This window comes from Actinomadura viridis, assembly GCF_015751755.1.
GTDB lineage: Bacteria > Actinomycetota > Actinomycetes > Streptosporangiales > Streptosporangiaceae > Spirillospora > Spirillospora viridis.
In genome coordinates this window covers 7,026,562-7,042,416 of the sequence record NZ_JADOUA010000001.1, presented here as the reverse complement: position 1 = coordinate 7,042,416, position 15,855 = coordinate 7,026,562, and the positions used below count along the sequence as shown (strand labels likewise).

Below are 15,855 nucleotides of genomic sequence, written 5' to 3'. Positions count from 1 at the left end.
CGCGTTTCTACGAGAACCGTGTACGGGAATCGGAGATTCCTGTGACCGGCCGTTTCCGTCTCCTTGGAGACGCCGTTACGCGAGGGGCATCGATTGGAACTCGGGCACGTGATCGTCCTGGCCGGAGGGCTGTCCTACGAGCGGGAGGTCTCGCTGCGCTCGGGCCGCCGGATCGCGGACGCGCTGCGCTCGGTGGACGTGCCCGTGGAACTCCGCGACGCCGACGCCACGCTCCTGGACTCGCTCTCCCACGATCCACCGGACGCCGTCTTCCCCGTACTGCACGGCGCCGCGGGCGAGGACGGTGCGATCCGCGACGTTCTGGAACTGCTCGGCGTGCCGTACGTGGGCGCCCGCCCCGATGCCTGCCGGGTCGCCTGGGACAAGCCCACCGCCAAGGCGGTCGTGCGCCGGGCCGGGCTGTCCACGCCCCCCTCGGTCGCGCTTCCCAAGGAGATCTTCCACGATCTCGGGGCGTCCTCCGTCCTCGACCACATCGTCAACCGGCTCGGACTTCCCCTCTTCGTCAAGCCGACCCGGGGCGGCTCGGCGCTCGGCGCCTCCCTCGTCCGGGTGGCCGCCGATCTCCCGGCCGCCATGGTCGGCTGCTTCGCCTACGGCGACGCCGCCCTCGTCGAGCAGTACATCGAGGGCACCGAGGTCGCCGTCAGCGTCATCGAACGGAACGGGGAGCCGCACGCCCTCCCCGCCGTGGAGATCGTCGCGGCGGGCGGCCGGTACGACTACACGGCGCGCTACGACGCCGGCGACACCGAGTTCGTCGTCCCGGCCCGCCTCACCCCGGAAGCCACCGAGCGTGCCGCCCTGGCCGCCGTGACGGCCCACCGCGCCCTCGGCCTCCGCGACCTCTCCCGTACCGACCTGATCGTCGACCCCGCGGGCGAGGTCCACTTCCTCGAGGTGAACGTCGCGCCCGGAATGACCGAGACCAGCCTCTTCCCGCTCGCCGTCTCCGCCGCCGATCTCGACCTCGGCACCGTCTGCCGCGACCTCCTCCTGACACGTTTCCCGTGAAACATCACCCCAGGGCGACCGCGGCGACTCCCCACGCTTGACCGAACGAAGACCGGCAGCGGGCACCCGCCCTACGTCCGGCGCGCGCGGTGCGGCACGAGACGGCCTTCTCGGCCGCGAAGCCGGCGACCTGGGGGAGGTGCATCCGCCCTCGCGCGTACGTCGCCGTCATCGCCGGCGACCGTGTCAGTGGCCGCTCGGTCCGACTCCGCCGTCGCGCGTACGCGCCGTTGTTTCACGAGAAACCTCTTGGCCGGACGTCGCGGCGTTCAGCGTTGGACGATCGTCAGCGTTGGACGATCGGCCGGCCGGGGGAGGGGCGAGTTCACCGCTCTGGACGGGCAGCGGCCCGGGTGATTCTCGACCACACGGTGCAGGCCAAGAACGCGTACGCCCCGGCCGCCTTCCTGGAGGCGCCGGGGCGTTGAGCGTGCGGTGAGTGGAGGGCGGTCAGAAACCGTCGTCCGGGTCGGTGGTCTCCTCGTCGGGGGCCATCGCCTTGATGATGCGGTCGAGGTCCTCCATGGTGGCGAACTCGACGACGATCTTGCCCTTGTTCCGCCCGAGATCGACCCGGACCCGGGTGTCGTACCGGTCCGAGAGGCGGGCGGCCAGCTCCTGGAGGACCGGCGCCGCGGGCTGCTTGCGGCGGCCCTGCCGCGGAGCCTTCGGGCCTTCCTCGGCCTCGCGCAGCGCGATGATCTCCTCCACCGCGCGGACCGAGAGGCCCTCCTGGACGATCCGCTGCGCCAGGTTCTCCTGGGCCTCGACGCTGTCGAGGGAGAGGAGCGCGCGGGCGTGCCCGGCCGACAGGACGCCCGCGGCCACGCGGCGCTGGACCGCCGGCGGCAGGTTCATCAGGCGCAGCGTGTTGGTGATGTGCGGGCGGGACCGGCCGATCCGGGTGGCGAGCTGCTCGTGGGTGGCGCCGAAGTCCTCCAGCAGCTGCTGGTAGGCGGCCGCCTCCTCCAGCGGGTTGAGCTGCTGGCGGTGCAGGTTCTCCATGAGCGCGTCACGGAGCATGTCGTCGTCGCCGGTGTCCCGGACGATCGCGGGGATGACGTCGAGACCGGCGACCCCGGCGGCGCGCCAGCGGCGCTCGCCCATCACCAGCTCGTAGTCGTGCTCCGGATCGCTGATCTTGCGGACCACGATCGGCTGGAGCAGGCCGACGATCGAGATGGACTCGGCCAGCTCCTCCAGGGCGACCTCGTCGAAGTGGTCGCGGGGCTGCCGCGGGTTGGGACGGATCGAGTCCCGCGGCACCTCGGCGAAGTGGGCGCCCGCGACCGGCTGGATCTCAGGTCCGGACGGGGCACCGAACGTACCGCCGGTCCCGTTGGACGGGCCGGGCGCGTCGGCGGCCGGGGCCGGGGTGGCGGGGGCGGGCGGGGCCGTCGGGATGAGCGCACCGAGGCCCTTGCCCAGCCCGCGTCGCTGCTGGCTCACTCCGACGCTCCCCGGTGTGCCATCTCCGAGGCGGCCTCGCTGTAGGCGAGCGCGCCGCTGGAGCCCGGATCATAGGTCATGACCGACTGCCCGTAGCTGGGCGCCTCGGACACCCGGACGCTGCGCGGGATCACGGTGTTGAGGACGACGTCACCGAAGTGGTTGCGCACGTCCTCGGCGACCTGCGCGGCGAGGCGGGTACGCGCGTCGTACATCGTGAGCAGGATCGTGGACACGTTCAGCCCCGGGTTGAGGTGGGACTTGACCAGGTCCACGGTACGGATCAGCTGCCCCAGACCCTCCAGCGCGTAGTACTCGCACTGGATCGGGATCAGCAGCTCGTCGCCGCCGACGAGGGCGTTGACGGTCAGCAGCCCGAGGGAGGGCGGGCAGTCGATGAGGACGTAGTCGAACATGCCGGTGTCGTAGGAGTCCAGCGCGCGGCGCAGCCGGGACTCGCGCGCGACCTTCGACACCAGCTCGATCTCCGCGCCCGCCAGGTTGAGGTTGGCGGGGGCGCAGTGCAGGTTCGGGATCTCGGGCGCCGGGACGACGATGTCCTTCATCGGCAGGTCCTCGATGAGGACCTCGTAGATGGAGGGGACGTCGGCGTGGTGGTCGATGCCGAGCGCCGTCGAGGCGTTGCCCTGCGGGTCGAGGTCCACCACGAGCACCTGGGCCCCGTGCATCGCCAGGGAGGCGGCGAGGTTGACCGACGTGGTGGTCTTCCCGACGCCGCCCTTCTGGTTGGCGATGGTCACCACCCGGCACTCGGCCGGCCGGGGCCATTCCTTCTCCCGCCGCTCGGGCTTGACCCGCACGGCCGTTTCACGTGAAACCTTCGCGTCCTTGAGCGCCTCACGCACCAGTTCCGACTCCCCCTGAGATGGTCCGCCCCGCGACCCGGGCGGCCCCTGGGAGCCGCCGTTCGTCGGCACGTAGCCGACGGTCTCCGCGGTCCCGGACGTCGTGCTGCCCCACATCGCGTGTCCGGAGCGGGGCGCCTCCCCTTCCGTTGGGGGTTCACCGTCACGACCCGGCGAAGCCTCATCGGGGGGTTCGGTGGAGCGGTCAGGCCCGCCCACATCTGGTCCCGTGCTCATGACGACCTCTTTTTCCTCGACCCTTTGGCGCGTCGTGGCGCATGTTCGGCGACCACACGGACAAGCGTTGTCGGCGGGTCGACCTTACCGCGCCCAACTTGCAGCAGTTCGGTCGTACGCACACCGAAGCGCTTGAGAACCGGCTGCGCCTCCTCCAACTCGACCGCGGCGCGCTCGCCCTTGAGCGCCAGCAGCTCGCCGCCCGGCCGCAGCAGGGGCAGCGCCCACCGCGCCAGGCGTTCCAGCGGGGCGACGGCACGCGCGGTCGCCACGTCCATGGAGAACTCGGACGCGACCTCCTCGGCACGGGCCCGGCGCACCACCACGTTGGTCAGCCCGAGCATCTCGACGCACTCGTTCAGGAAGGTGGTGCGGCGCAGCAGCGGTTCCAGCAGCGTGATCGACAGGTCCGGCCGTACGATCGCGAGCACGATGCCCGGCAGGCCGGCGCCCGAGCCGATGTCGACCACCCGGGCCCGTTCCGGAATGACCTCCGCGACCACCGCGCAGTTGATCAGGTGACGTTCCCAGAGCCGATCGACCTCGCGCGGTCCGATCAGGCCGCGCTCCACTCCGGCCTCGGCCAGGAACTTCGCATAACGTTCCGCGACCGGCAGCGCGTCACCGAAAACCTCACTCTCAATCCCCACCGTACGAATCGTTCCACATAAGCCCGCACGGGCGCACAGCACACACTCCTCAGGAGGACACAGGAGCCTTACGGAAGGGCCATGCCGCGGGCCCTCATGATTACTCCGGGCTCTCCGGGTACAGGGACCGACGTGCCGACCGCCCGTCCACAACCGGAAGGAGGCTCCGGACCATGGGGATCGGAGTCAGTCTCGCCTTCATCGCCATCGGCGCGATCCTCGCGTTCGCGCTCCAGGTCGACCTCAGCGGGATCAACATCCAGCTGGTCGGCTGGATCCTGATCCTGGTGGGCCTCATCAGCATGGGGTTCACCGTCAAGTACACCCGGCCGCGCCGGCGCGCGAGCCTCATGTCCGGTACCGACCCCGGTTACGTCGAGGCCGAGGAGCCCGCCCCCGAACGGGTGGTGCACGAGGAGAGGATCATCGAGCGGCCGGTGGACCGCCCGGCCGAACGCGTCGAGCGCGTCGTCGAGCGCCCGGTGCCGCCGCCCGCCCAGAGCGGCCACTCCCAGCCGATCGGGAACGCCGCGCAGGACCCCGCGTACGCCCAGGATCCCGCGGTCGCGCAGGACCCGGCGCAGGAGAACGCGCCCCACGTGTCACCGGGTCGCCGCCGCACTCCGTACGAGCGCTGAACGTACGAGCGCCGAACGACGGCTACCCGACGCCGCCACCCCCACGAAGTTCGTCCCCACACCCGTCCAGACCGGCCCGGTGCGCCGGGCGGCGGCAACAACGCGCACCGGGCCAATGCGGAAGCCCCGCACCCGATGATCGGGTGCGGGGCTTCCGTCTGCGGATCGTTCGGGACCCGGCGGGCGTCAGGCGGGATAGACCACCACGTAGCGGTCGGGCTCCTCGCCCTCGGACTCGCTGCGCAGCCCCGCCGCGGCCACCGCGTCGTGGACGATCTTCCGCTCGAACGGCGTCATCGGGGCCAGCGGCTTGGGCTCGCCGCCCTGCTTGACCTCGGCCGACACGTCCTGCCCCAGCTTGGTCAGCTCGGCCCGGCGGCGCTCCCGGTAGCCGCCGATGTCGAGCATCAGGCGGGTCCGGTTGCCGGTCTGGCGGTGCACGGCCAGCCGGGTGAGCTCCTGCAGGGCCTCCAGCACCTCGCCGCGCTTGCCGACGAGCTCGTCCAGGGACGCGCCGACGACGGCGACGACCGCACGCTCGCCCTCGACGTCCATGTCGATGTCGCCGTCATAGTCACCGATGTCCAGCAGGCCCTCGATGTAGTCGGCGGCGATCTCGCCTTCCTGTTCGAGCGCCTGGACGTCGACCTCAGTGGTGTCGGTCTGGCTCAACGGGGTCTCCTTCTTCGGCAAGGTCAGAGGTCAAAACTAGCGCTTCGGGCTGCCGCTGCGCTTGCTCCGCGACTTGCGCGTCGGCTGGTTGCGCACGACCTTCGGCTTGGGCTCCGGCTCGGCGACGGGCTCGGGCTCCTTCTTGAGCTTGGCCTTGATGCCGTTCGCGCCGGCCGCGGTCTTGGCGCCGCCCTTGCCGGCGGCCACCTGCTTGCCGCCCTTGGCAGCGCCCTTGCCGCCCTGCTGCCCCGAGGCCCCGTTCTCACCGGCGGCACCGGGCGGCGGGTACTTGGAGTAGATGTAGTGCTGCTGCACCAGGGTCCAGCTGTTGGACGTCACCCAGTACATCAGGACGCCCAGGGGGAAGCCCAGTCCGAACAGTCCGAACAGCGGCGCCAGGAAGACCATCATCTTCTGCGCCTGCATCATCGGGTTGTTGTCGTCGGTGACGGGCTGGCGCTGCATGCTCGCCCGGACCGTGAAGAACGTCGTGCAGGAGCTGATGACCACCGCGATCGCGGTGACCGCGATCGCGCTCCAGTTCTTGGGGTCGCTGCCCCAGGCGTTCAGGAAGGTGTCCGGGATGTGGGCGCCGAGGATGTTGGCCTGCTGGGCGCTGCGGACCAGTTCGGGGGTCATCGCGAAGACGCCCTTGCCGGGCGCCGCGTCCGAGATCTGGCGGAGCACCTGGAAGAGGCCGATGAACACCGGCATCTGCACCAGGATCGGCAGGCAGCCCGACAGCGGGTTGGCGCCGTTCTCCTGGTAGAGCTTCATGACCTCCTGGTTGAGGCGCTGCTTGTCGTTCTTGTACTTCTTGCGCAGCGCCTGAACCTTGGGGTTCAGCTCCTGCATCTTCCGGGAGGCGTGGATCTGCTTGACGAACAGCGGCACCATGAGCAGGCGCAGCAGCACCGTCAGCAAAATGATCGCGCCGCCCCAGGCCCATCCGCTGTTCTGGGGGACGACAAGGCTCAGACCGCTGTGAATCCAGACGATCAGCTGAGCGACGATCTGATACAGCCAGTCAAGCACCGGGCAGCTCCTTGGGCTCTGCTGGGGCGAGGCCGCTCTCCGCGCGGCCGGCGGTCGTGGAGGAGGCAGTGCCCTTCGCGGGCGGTACGGGGTCGTAGCCGCCGCGGTTGAAGGGTTGGCACCGGCCGATCCGGCGGACGGTCAGCCAGCTGCCGCGCAGCGCGCCGTGAACCTCGAGGGCCTCCAGGCCATAGGCGCTGCAACTGGGGTAGAAGCGGCACTGCTGTCCGAGCAGGGGGCTCAAGAAGCGGCGGTAGGCACGGACGAGGAGCATCAGCGAACGCGCCGCAGGGCTGGCGCCCCCGGCCGTGTTCTCTGAAGGGCCGCGCCCTTCCCGCTGGCTCGTCATCTCCGTCCCTTGGACGTGGGCCGCAGCAGCCGGTCCAGTGCCGACTCCAGGTCCGCGGCCAGTTCGTCGTGGCGTGCCGTTCCCGCGGCGGGATTGGCGCGCACTACGAGCAGGCTACCTGCCGGCAGCCGGTCGAGGTATCGCAGGGCCAGGTGCCTCAGGCGGCGCCGGACGCGATTGCGTACGACGGCGTTACCGACCGTGCGGGCCACGATGAAGCCGACCAGCGGGGACGCCTCGTCCTCGGGGACCTCGTCCCGGCGAAGCAGGTGCACGACGACGGTAGGCCGTCCCGCGCGGCGACCGCGCCGGACGGCCAGGGTGAACTCGTCCCGCCGCCGCATCCGGTGACCGGACGGCAGCATGCGGAGGAGAGATCAGACCGCGATGCGGGCGCGGCCCTTGCCGCGCCGCGAGGAGACGATGGCGCGCCCGGCGCGGGTGCGCATGCGCAGCCGGAAGCCGTGCTTCTTGTGGCGACGACGGTTGTTCGGCTGGAAAGTACGCTTGCTCACGTGAGGCTCCAGTGCTGCGGTCGGCTTGATCTTCAGGCGCGATAACTCGCATCGAGGGCCGCGTCCGGTCCCCCGCAGCGGGGGCCCACCCGAGCTCGCCCCCCTGACTCGCGTTGGAGAGCGGGGCAAGACGGCGGGCACGCGTCATCCACGTCGATGCGACTCGACCTCAGAACGTTACGGGCTATCAGGCCGTGCGGTCAAACGGAGGGGCGCGGGGAGCGCGCCGCACGCACCCTGTGAACACTGTGGCGCCCCGTTCACAGGCTCACAGGCGCCGGCACGGGCCCCCGGCACGGGCCCCGGCGCGGCACGCTCGCTGCACCCTCAGGGCACGCTCGCGGCACCAGGGGGACATCCGGTGTTCGTGTTGCGAGTGCCGAGCGGCTGGCGCTAATGTCTCCCGGGCGAGCCGGCCGACGTCCGAACGTGCGAGCCGGCACCTCATCCCCCCAAGAACATCTCCCCAGAATCCTGTCGTGGTAGCGGGCCTTCACCCGCTGAACGTCACCCCGAAGTCCGTGCGGTCCGCCCCCGTGTCACACGTCGTCTGACACGTCCAGCGGCTTTTGCACAGGACTCTGCCGCTCATACACAGCGTGTGGACAACTCTGTGGACAACTCGTGAGAGAGTAAGTCTTCCGCGGCGCCGGGGAGCTACGAGACGGGCCCGCGCACGTGGGGAAGCTGGGCAGTCAGGTGCTCCGGTCGCGGAGTGTTGGGGAGGGGACCTTGCGCATGGACGGTCAGGATCTCGCGTCGGTCTGGACCCGCACCCTCTCGGCGCTGTCCGAAGGGGAGCTGCCCCCCAGCTACCGAGCATGGCTGCCCCTGGTGCGGCCCCTGGCCCTTGTGGAAGGCACCGCACTGCTCGCCGCCCCCAACGAATTCGCCAAGGACGCACTGGAGACACGGCTGCGCGGCCTGATCACGCAGGCGTTGTCGCACGAGCTGGGACGGGAGATCCGCGTCGCGGTGACCGTCCAGCCGGAGCCCCCGGGCGCGCCCGCCGCGGAGCCGGACGGGCAGGGTCACCACGAACGCCCGCCCGACACCTACACCGAGCGGCCCTACGGCGACCAGTCCTATGGCGAGTCGTACGGGGAGTCCTACGAAGACCGCCCTTTCGAAGAGCGTCCGTTCGAGGACCGCCCCTACGAGGACAGGCCGTACGAAGAGCGTCCTTATGGCGAGAAGCCATATCGAGAGCAGCCCTACGGGGATCGCGCCTACTCCTCTGTCCACAGCCCCGGCGCGCCCGGTGGATATCCCGCTTCGGACGAGGAACGCGGCTGGCCCCCTCGTGAGGGCGAGCACGGGGGCGGCTACCCGTCCGCGCCCCGCCCTCCGGCGTACGGCGTGGGGCCTGGCGGGCACAGGGCGTCGTCGCCGTTCGAGGGGCGGGGTCCGCAGGGCGGCGGCCCGCCCCAGCCGGGCGGCCCTCAGGGAGGCACGCCCCAAGGCGGCTACCCGGGCCTCGGCCGCCCTGGCGCGGGCGGTGGCCCCGGAGGTCCTGGCGGACCCGGAGGTCCTGGGGGCCCTGGACCTGGGGGACCGGGTGGAGAGGCACGCGGACGGCAGGGGCAGCAGCCGGGCCCCTCGCAAGGACACGCTCCTTCTCACCTGAACGACCGCACCCTCGGCGCGCCGCGCCCGGGCCGTGGCGGCGAGCCTCCCCAGGCATGGGGCGACGAGAGGCAGAAGGAACCGTCCCGGGGCCGTACCGAGGAGCCGTACGCGCCGGGTCCGCAGGGCGAGCCGTACCAGAAGGCCGAGTCCTACCGCGGCGAGGAGCCTTTTCGGGGGGAGGAGCCTCCATATAGAGGAGAGGGCGCGTTCCGCGACGACGAGGGGCAGGGCCCGCCCGAGCCTCGCGGCGTCCACACTCCGGCAGGTCCAGGCGGTGGCGGTGGCGGGGCGGGTGCTCCGGCCCCCGGCGCGGAGCACGCGCGGCTCAACCCCAAGTACACGTTCGAGACCTTCGTCATCGGGTCGTCGAACAGGTTCGCGCACGCCGCGGCGGTGGCGGTGGCCGAGCAGCCGGCCAAGGCGTACAACCCCTTGTTCATCTATGGCGACTCGGGGCTGGGCAAGACCCACCTCCTGCACGCCATCGGGCATTACGCGCAGAGCCTCTTCAACGGGGCGCGGGTGCGTTACGTGAGTTCCGAGGAATTCACCAACGACTTCATCAATTCGATCCGCGACGGCAAGGCCGACGGTTTCCGGCGCCGGTACCGGGACGTGGACATCCTCCTCGTCGACGACATCCAGTTCCTGGAAGGCAAGGAACAGACGCAGGAGGAGTTCTTCCACACCTTCAACACCCTGCACAACGCGAGCAAGCAGATCGTGATCTCCAGCGATCGGCCGCCCAAAGAGCTGGTGACGCTGGAGGACCGGCTGCGCAACCGGTTCGAGTGGGGGCTGACCACCGACGTCCAGCCGCCCGAGCTGGAGACCCGGATCGCGATCCTGCAGAAGAAGGCGCGGCAGGAGGGCCTCGCGGCGCCGCCGGACGTGCTGGAGTTCATCGCCTCCCAGATCGCCACCAACATCCGCGAGCTGGAGGGGGCGCTGATCCGGGTGACCGCGTTCGCCAGCCTCAACCGGCAGTCGGTGGACATGAAGCTGGCCGAGATCGTCCTGAAGGACCTGATCCCGAACGACACCGGCCCGGAGATCACCGCCGCGATGATCATGGCGCAGACGGTGGAGTACTTCGGGACCACGATCGAGGACCTGTGCGGGCCCTCGCGCTCCCGGATGCTGGTGACCGCCCGGCAGATCGCCATGTACCTGTGCCGGGAGCTGACCGAGCTGTCGCTGCCCAAGATCGGCCAGCAGTTCGGCGGGCGCGACCACACCACGGTGATGCACGCCGAACGCAAGATCCGCTCCCTGATGGCCGAACGCCGCGCGATCTACAACCAGGTGACCGAGCTGACCGGGCGGATCAAGCACCAGGCGCGCAAGCGCTGACCGCGCGCCCGCGACCCGTCCGCGCCCCGTCCACGGCCCGCTCGCCCGCGGAGGGCACGGCGACGCGACACAGACGCGACACGAACGCGACAGACGCGACACACACGAGACAGACGACGCGAGGCGACGCCGTGAACGGCTCCCTGGGGACGACGCGAGGCCGCGCCACGCCCGGCCGGCGCGCCCGGCCGACCGTCCACACCCCCGTTATCCCCAGGACCCGTTCATCCACAGGCGGGCGCGAACGCGCCGCCGCGCCGCCGCCGATGGCGTCGATCATGGTGAACGGGCCCGTAAGTCCCACCAGATGGGGCCTGCGGGCGTCCGCCCGGGTCGGGGGCCGCGTCCAGGGACTCACAGCCTGGGGAAAACACTGGGGATCTCAGTGGATAAGTCAGGGGACAACCTGCGGAGAACCTGGGGACGGTACGTGGATGGTTTGGGGACGGGCTGGGGACGCCTACCGGCATCATGGGGACGACTTGGTGGACAGGCTGGGGAATCCTTGGGGACGGGCTGGGGACGACGCGTCCGGCCGCCCCGCCCGGACGCGTCCGGACAGGCTCGGAGGGCGGTCGCGAGGCGGCCCGCGTCACGGGGCCGGGAAAACCTGCGGAGAACCCGTGGACAACCGGGGGATGAGGTGAGGATTACGTGTGGGGAGAACTTCGTCATCCTCAGGCGGCCGTTGCGCGTCCACGGCCCATGCACAGCGCCGGTGGACAAAAACAGGGCGCCGACCTGGGAGGACACCGGATGTCCACACTATCCACGGCCCCTATGACGAGTACTTCTCTCTATCTCTATCCAAGAAAAGATCCACCTCAAGTCAGGCCCTGGGGATTCCGTGTCCCGAGCGCCCCAAATGATCAGTTCCACCACATCCGTCCATCGAAACCTGCAGGAGGCGGGTCCCCGTGAAGTTCCGCATCGACAGAGACGCCCTCGCCGACGCCGTGGCCTGGACCGCCCGGACGCTTCCGGTACGGCCTCCGGTGGCCGTGCTCGCCGGAATGCATCTCGAGGTGACCGACCGGCTGAAGCTCTCGGCGTTCGACTACGAGGTCTCCGCCCAGGTGTCCACGGACATCGACGTGGAGGAGCCGGGGAGCGCCCTGGTCTCGGGGCGGCTGCTCGCCGAGATCTCGCGCAGCCTGCCTCCACATCCTGTGGAGGTGACCACGGACGGGGCGAAGGTGATGCTCCGCTGTGGCAGCGCGAAGTTCACACTCCTCACCATGCCTGTGGAGGACTACCCGACGCTGCCGGAGATGCCGCCGGCCGCGGGGTCGGTCGGCAGCGACGAGTTCGCCGCCGCGGTCAACCAGGTCGCGGTCGCCGCAGGCAAGGACGACACCATCCCCATGCTCACGGGCGTGCGTGTGGAGATCGAGGGTGAGACCGTCACCCTGGCCGCCACCGACCGCTACCGCCTGGCGGTGCGGGAGATGCACTGGAAGCCGGACCGCCCGGACTTCGCCGCCGTGGCCCTGGTGCCCGCCAAGACCCTCGCCGACACCGCCAAGTCGCTGACCTCGGGCGCGGAGGTCTCGATCGCCCTCGGCGGCCAGGGCGGCGCGGGCGAGGGCATGATCGGTTTCGAGGGCGGCGGGCGCCGCACGACCTCGCGGCTCCTGGACGGCGACTTCGTCAAGTACCGCTCCCTGCTGCCGAGCGAGTACGCGGGGCTGGCCGAGGTGCAGACCGGCCCGTTCATCGAGGCCGTCAAGCGCGTGTCCCTGGTGGCCGAGCGGAACACCCCTGTACGGCTCTCGTTCAGCCAGGGAGAGGTCGTTCTTGAGGCGGGCACCGGTGACGAGGCCCAGGCCGTCGAGGCGCTGGAGGCGACGCTGGAGGGCGAGGACATCGACATCGCCTTCAACCCCGGCTTCCTGCTCGACGGGCTGGCGGCGATCGGCTCGGACGTGGCGCGGCTGTCGTTCACCACGCCCACCAAGCCGGCGGTGCTCACCGGCAAGCCCCCGCAGGACGGCGAGAACCCCAACTACCGGTACCTGATCATGCCGGTCCGGCTGTCCGGCTGAGAGCCCCGTGGGGCCCGTGGGGGCCCGTCACCACTACGAAGCCGCTGGGAGGCCACCACGAAGCCGCTGCGGAGCCCTGGGACCCGCGCGGCGCCCGCCGAGCGTGCCGGAGACGGCACGCGTAGGAGCCTGTGTGCGGGTACGGCTAATGCGCGTGTATGACGTACCTAGGCGTACCTGAGCGCATCTAGGCGGATGTGGACGGCACGGTAAATCGCTACGCACGGGAGTGAGCATGGAGCTGGGGATCATCGGCCTGGGGAAGATGGGCGCCAACATGGCCGAGCGCCTGCGCCGCGGCGGCCACACGATCGTGGGGTACGACCGCAACCCCGAGGTCAGCGACGTCGCCTCGGTGGAGGGGCTGGCCGAACGGCTGTCCCCGCCCCGCGCGGTGTGGGTGATGGTGCCCGCGGGCGCTCCGACGCGGGACACCATCCACAGGCTTGGGGAAATCCTGGAACCTGGGGACATCGTCGTCGACGGCGGCAACTCCCACTATGTGGACGACCAGAAGCACGGTGAGGAACTGGCCGCCAAGGGCATCGGGTTCGTCGACTGCGGCGTCAGCGGCGGGGTGTGGGGGCTGGAGAACGGCTATGCCCTCATGGTGGGCGGCGACGACGAGCACGTGAAGCGGCTGATGCCGGTCTTTGAGACGCTCAAGCCCGAGGGCGAGTACGGCTTCGTGCACTCCGGCAAGGTCGGCGCCGGCCACTTCGTCAAGATGGTCCACAACGGCATCGAGTACGCGATGATGCAGGCGTTCGCCGAGGGCTGGGAGCTGATCGAGGCCAGCGACGTGGTGACCAACGTGCCCGAGACGTTCCGCAGCTGGGAGCAGGGGTCGGTGATCAGGTCCTGGCTGCTGGACCTCATGAACCGGGCGCTGGCCGACGATCCACACCTCGACGGCGTCCGTGGATACGCCAACGACTCGGGCGAGGGCCGCTGGACCGTCCAGGCCGCCATCGACCACGCGGTTCCCCTGCCCGCCATCACGGCCTCGCTGTACGCCCGGTTCGCCTCGCGCCAGGAGGACTCCCCGGCGATGAAGGTCGTGGCGGCCCTCCGCGGCCAGTTCGGCGGGCACACGGTGGAGAGCAGCAAGGGCGCGGACTCCCCCGGCGCCGACGCCGAGGCACCCGAGGTCTGACGGCCGCGCGGCGAGAAGGCCCGGCGACTCCGCGGCGATCCCGGGCGACTCCGGGGACGGAGCCGGCGGTGTCCGGCGGTGTCCGGGGAGTCCGGTGGTGTTCGAGGGAGTCCGCGGAAGCGCCGGGCAGTGGCTCACGAGGCCGCCGTGAGGCTCTACGCTCGTGCTCGTGCACGTCGCCCACCTGTCGCTCCAGGACTTCCGCTCGTACGCCACCGCCGAGGTCGCGCTAGAGCCGGGGGTCACCGCGTTCGTGGGCCCCAACGGCCAGGGCAAGACCAACCTGGTGGAGGCCATCGGGTACGTGGCGTCGCACGGCAGCCACCGTGCCGCCACGGACGCGCCGCTGGTGCGCCAGGGGGCGCCGCGGGCGATCGTGCGGGCCGGAGTGGTGAAGGACGACCGCAAGGCCCTGATCGAGCTGGAGATCAACCCGGGGAAGGCCAACCGGGCCCGGCTCAACCGCGGGCCCGTCCCCAGGCCGCGCGAGATCCTGGGGATGCTGCGCACCGTGCTGTTCGCGCCCGAGGACCTGTCCCTGGTGAAGGGCGACCCCGGGGAGCGCCGCCGGTTCATGGACGAGCTGCTGACGGCGCGCGCGCCGAGGTTCGCGGGGGTGCGCTCCGACTACGACCGGGTCCTCAAGCAGCGCAACGCCCTCCTCAAGTCGGCCGCCGCGCACAGGCGCGCGCCCGGCCAGGAGGTGCTGGCCACCCTCGACGTGTGGGACTCCCACCTGGCCCGTACGGGCGCGGAGCTTCTGGCGGCCAGGCTGGAGCTGGTCACGGCGCTCCGCCCCCTGGTCGCCCGCGCGTACGCGGCGCTCGCCCCGGGCAGCGATCCCGCCGACCTCGCCTACAAGAGCTCGCTCGGGGACGCGGAGTTGTCCACAGACCGTGGACGGCTGGCCGAGCAGCTGCTCGCCGGGATGGCCGGGGCGCGGCGCCAGGAGCTGGAACGCGGGATCAGCCTGGTCGGGCCGCACCGTGACGAGCTCGTCCTGCGCCTGGGGACCCTGCCCGCCCGCGGTTACGCCAGCCACGGCGAGTCGTGGTCGTTCGCGCTCGGTCTCCGGCTGGCCGCCTTCGAGCTGCTCCGCGCGGACGGGGACGACCCCGTGCTGATCCTCGACGACGTGTTCGCCGAGCTGGACACGGGCCGGCGCAGGCGGCTGGCCGAGATGGTGGGCTCGGCCGAGCAGGTCCTCATCACCGCGGCCGTCCCCGCCGACGTCCCGGACGAGCTGACCGGCCGCTCGTACTCCGTCTCGGACGGGCTGGTGACCCCGGAGACGTACACGGACACGTACACGGGCCCGGGCCAGGCCCCGGAGGCGAACTTGGGGACGGGCCCGGAGCGGCCCCCGGATCCGCCCGTGCCCAGCTCATGAGTGAGACAGGGACCGCCGGCGGGGCGTCCGGCCGTGGAGGAGGGAGCCTCGGATGAACGATTATCCCCAGGGTGTGGATAACTCCCCCGAATCGGTGAATGACGCGAACGCTTCGGACGCGGGGCCAGGTGCGGGGCCGGGTGCGGGTGCGGGTGCGTCCCGCCCCTCGGAGGGCGCCTCCCGTACGCCCGAGCCTTCGGGACCCCCTGCCAAGTCCGGGATCGAGCTGGCTCGGGAGGCGCTGGCCCAAGCGAAGGCCGACGCCCGCAAGCGCGGCTCCGTACCGGGGCAGGGCGGCAAGCGTAAGAACAGCCGGCCCGTCGGAGTGCGCGACCCGGGCCGCGGAGGCGATCCCAAGGCGTTCGGCTCCGCCATCAGGGAACTGCTGGCCTCGCGCGGATGGGAACAGCGCGCGGCGGTCGGCGGTGTCTTCGGCAACTGGCCCGGCATCGTGGGCCCCGAGCTGGCCGAGCACACCCGTCCGGAACGGTTCGAGGACGGCGAGCTGACGGTGGTCGCCGACTCCACCACCTGGGCCACCCAGCTACGGCTGCTGGCCTCCACCCTGGTCCGGCGCCTGAACGAGGAACTGGGCCACGGGACGGTGCGGCGCGTCAAGGTCGTCGGCCCCTCCTCGGGCCCGCGTCGTCCGGGTGGCTGGCGCGTCCGCTGAGCGCCGCCTGAGGCCCGCGCAACGCCTCTCCGCCCCCCTCCGTCCCATCGACACCGTGCGTGAACGGACCCGCCGCGGGCGGACACGAAGTGTCAGTGCCGTGTGACAACGTCTCCTCCGTAAGGCAGACCACTACAAGAGAAGACATGGACCGCGTGCACAA

14 protein-coding genes and 1 pseudogene are annotated in these 15,855 nt (G+C 71.0%); 7 read left to right on the top strand and 8 right to left on the bottom strand.

Annotated elements, in window-relative coordinates; genetic code table 11:
• Nucleotides 1-93: 93 nt before the first annotated feature.
• Nucleotides 94-1,035, top strand: a complete 942-nt coding sequence (locus IW256_RS31925) for a D-alanine--D-alanine ligase family protein (RefSeq protein ID WP_197014485.1) — start codon at nucleotides 94-96, stop codon at nucleotides 1,033-1,035.
• 450 nt (nucleotides 1,036-1,485) lie between these two features.
• Here IW256_RS31925 and IW256_RS31920 read toward each other — a convergent pair whose 3' ends face one another.
• The 3 genes from IW256_RS31920 to rsmG form a co-directional block, all read right to left on the bottom strand.
• Nucleotides 1,486-2,484 (bottom strand): ParB/RepB/Spo0J family partition protein, encoded by a 999-nt coding sequence (locus IW256_RS31920; RefSeq protein ID WP_197014484.1) that lies wholly within the window; start codon nucleotides 2,482-2,484, stop codon nucleotides 1,486-1,488.
• A complete protein-coding gene (locus IW256_RS31915; RefSeq protein ID WP_197016674.1) occupies nucleotides 2,481-3,350 on the bottom strand; it encodes a ParA family protein in 870 nt (289 codons plus the stop codon). Before IW256_RS31915 ends, IW256_RS31920 begins: the two co-directional genes overlap by 4 nt.
• A 233-nt stretch (nucleotides 3,351-3,583) precedes the next feature.
• Nucleotides 3,584-4,237, bottom strand: a complete 654-nt coding sequence (gene rsmG, locus IW256_RS31910; protein ID WP_197014483.1) for a 16S rRNA (guanine(527)-N(7))-methyltransferase RsmG — start codon at nucleotides 4,235-4,237, stop codon at nucleotides 3,584-3,586.
• A 173-nt stretch (nucleotides 4,238-4,410) separates the two neighbouring features.
• Between rsmG and IW256_RS31905 the strand changes: the two genes are divergently transcribed.
• Nucleotides 4,411-4,875 carry a DUF6458 family protein gene (locus IW256_RS31905; RefSeq protein WP_197014482.1) on the top strand — a complete coding sequence of 155 codons (465 nt, stop codon included), beginning with the start codon at nucleotides 4,411-4,413 and terminating at the stop codon, nucleotides 4,873-4,875.
• A 186-nt stretch (nucleotides 4,876-5,061) separates the two neighbouring features.
• Here IW256_RS31905 and IW256_RS31900 read toward each other — a convergent pair whose 3' ends face one another.
• Genes IW256_RS31900 through rpmH form a run of 5 tightly spaced genes read right to left on the bottom strand, consistent with a single transcriptional unit; the run spans nucleotide 5,062 to nucleotide 7,446 of the window.
• Nucleotides 5,062-5,547, bottom strand: a complete 486-nt coding sequence (locus IW256_RS31900) for a Jag family protein (protein ID WP_197014481.1) — start codon at nucleotides 5,545-5,547, stop codon at nucleotides 5,062-5,064.
• Nucleotides 5,548-5,583: 36 nt separating this feature from the next.
• Complete coding sequence (gene yidC, locus IW256_RS31895; protein WP_197014480.1) at nucleotides 5,584-6,582, bottom strand: membrane protein insertase YidC; 999 nt, start codon at nucleotides 6,580-6,582, stop codon at nucleotides 5,584-5,586.
• On the bottom strand, nucleotides 6,575-6,931 hold the full coding sequence (gene yidD / locus IW256_RS31890; RefSeq protein WP_197014479.1) for a membrane protein insertion efficiency factor YidD: 357 nt from the start codon (nucleotides 6,929-6,931) through the stop codon (nucleotides 6,575-6,577). Before yidD ends, yidC begins: the two co-directional genes overlap by 8 nt.
• Nucleotides 6,928-7,296 (bottom strand): ribonuclease P protein component, encoded by a 369-nt coding sequence (gene rnpA, locus IW256_RS31885; protein WP_197014478.1) that lies wholly within the window; start codon nucleotides 7,294-7,296, stop codon nucleotides 6,928-6,930. Before rnpA ends, yidD begins: the two co-directional genes overlap by 4 nt.
• Before the next feature lie 12 nt (nucleotides 7,297-7,308).
• Nucleotides 7,309-7,446: a 50S ribosomal protein L34 gene (gene rpmH / locus IW256_RS31880; RefSeq protein ID WP_197014477.1), complete on the bottom strand. Its 138-nt coding sequence runs from the start codon at nucleotides 7,444-7,446 to the stop codon at nucleotides 7,309-7,311.
• Between the two features lie 738 nt (nucleotides 7,447-8,184).
• Between rpmH and dnaA the strand changes: the two genes are divergently transcribed.
• The 5 genes and pseudogenes from dnaA to IW256_RS31855 all read left to right on the top strand — a co-directional run bounded on the left by dnaA (nucleotide 8,185) and on the right by IW256_RS31855 (nucleotide 15,692).
• Complete coding sequence (gene dnaA, locus IW256_RS31875) at nucleotides 8,185-10,428, top strand: chromosomal replication initiator protein DnaA (RefSeq protein WP_197014476.1); 2,244 nt, start codon at nucleotides 8,185-8,187, stop codon at nucleotides 10,426-10,428.
• A 917-nt stretch (nucleotides 10,429-11,345) separates the two neighbouring features.
• On the top strand, nucleotides 11,346-12,473 hold the full coding sequence (gene dnaN / locus IW256_RS31870; protein ID WP_197014475.1) for a DNA polymerase III subunit beta: 1,128 nt from the start codon (nucleotides 11,346-11,348) through the stop codon (nucleotides 12,471-12,473).
• Nucleotides 12,474-12,708: 235 nt separating this feature from the next.
• Complete coding sequence (gnd, locus tag IW256_RS31865; RefSeq protein ID WP_197014474.1) at nucleotides 12,709-13,629, top strand: phosphogluconate dehydrogenase (NAD(+)-dependent, decarboxylating); 921 nt, start codon at nucleotides 12,709-12,711, stop codon at nucleotides 13,627-13,629.
• A 169-nt stretch (nucleotides 13,630-13,798) separates the two neighbouring features.
• Nucleotides 13,799-14,920, top strand: a pseudogene (gene recF, locus IW256_RS31860) (DNA replication/repair protein RecF); the annotation flags it as partial.
• Between the two features lie 151 nt (nucleotides 14,921-15,071).
• Nucleotides 15,072-15,692: a DciA family protein gene (locus tag IW256_RS31855; RefSeq protein WP_197014472.1), complete on the top strand. Its 621-nt coding sequence runs from the start codon at nucleotides 15,072-15,074 to the stop codon at nucleotides 15,690-15,692.
• The last annotated feature ends 163 nt before the right edge of the window (nucleotides 15,693-15,855 follow it).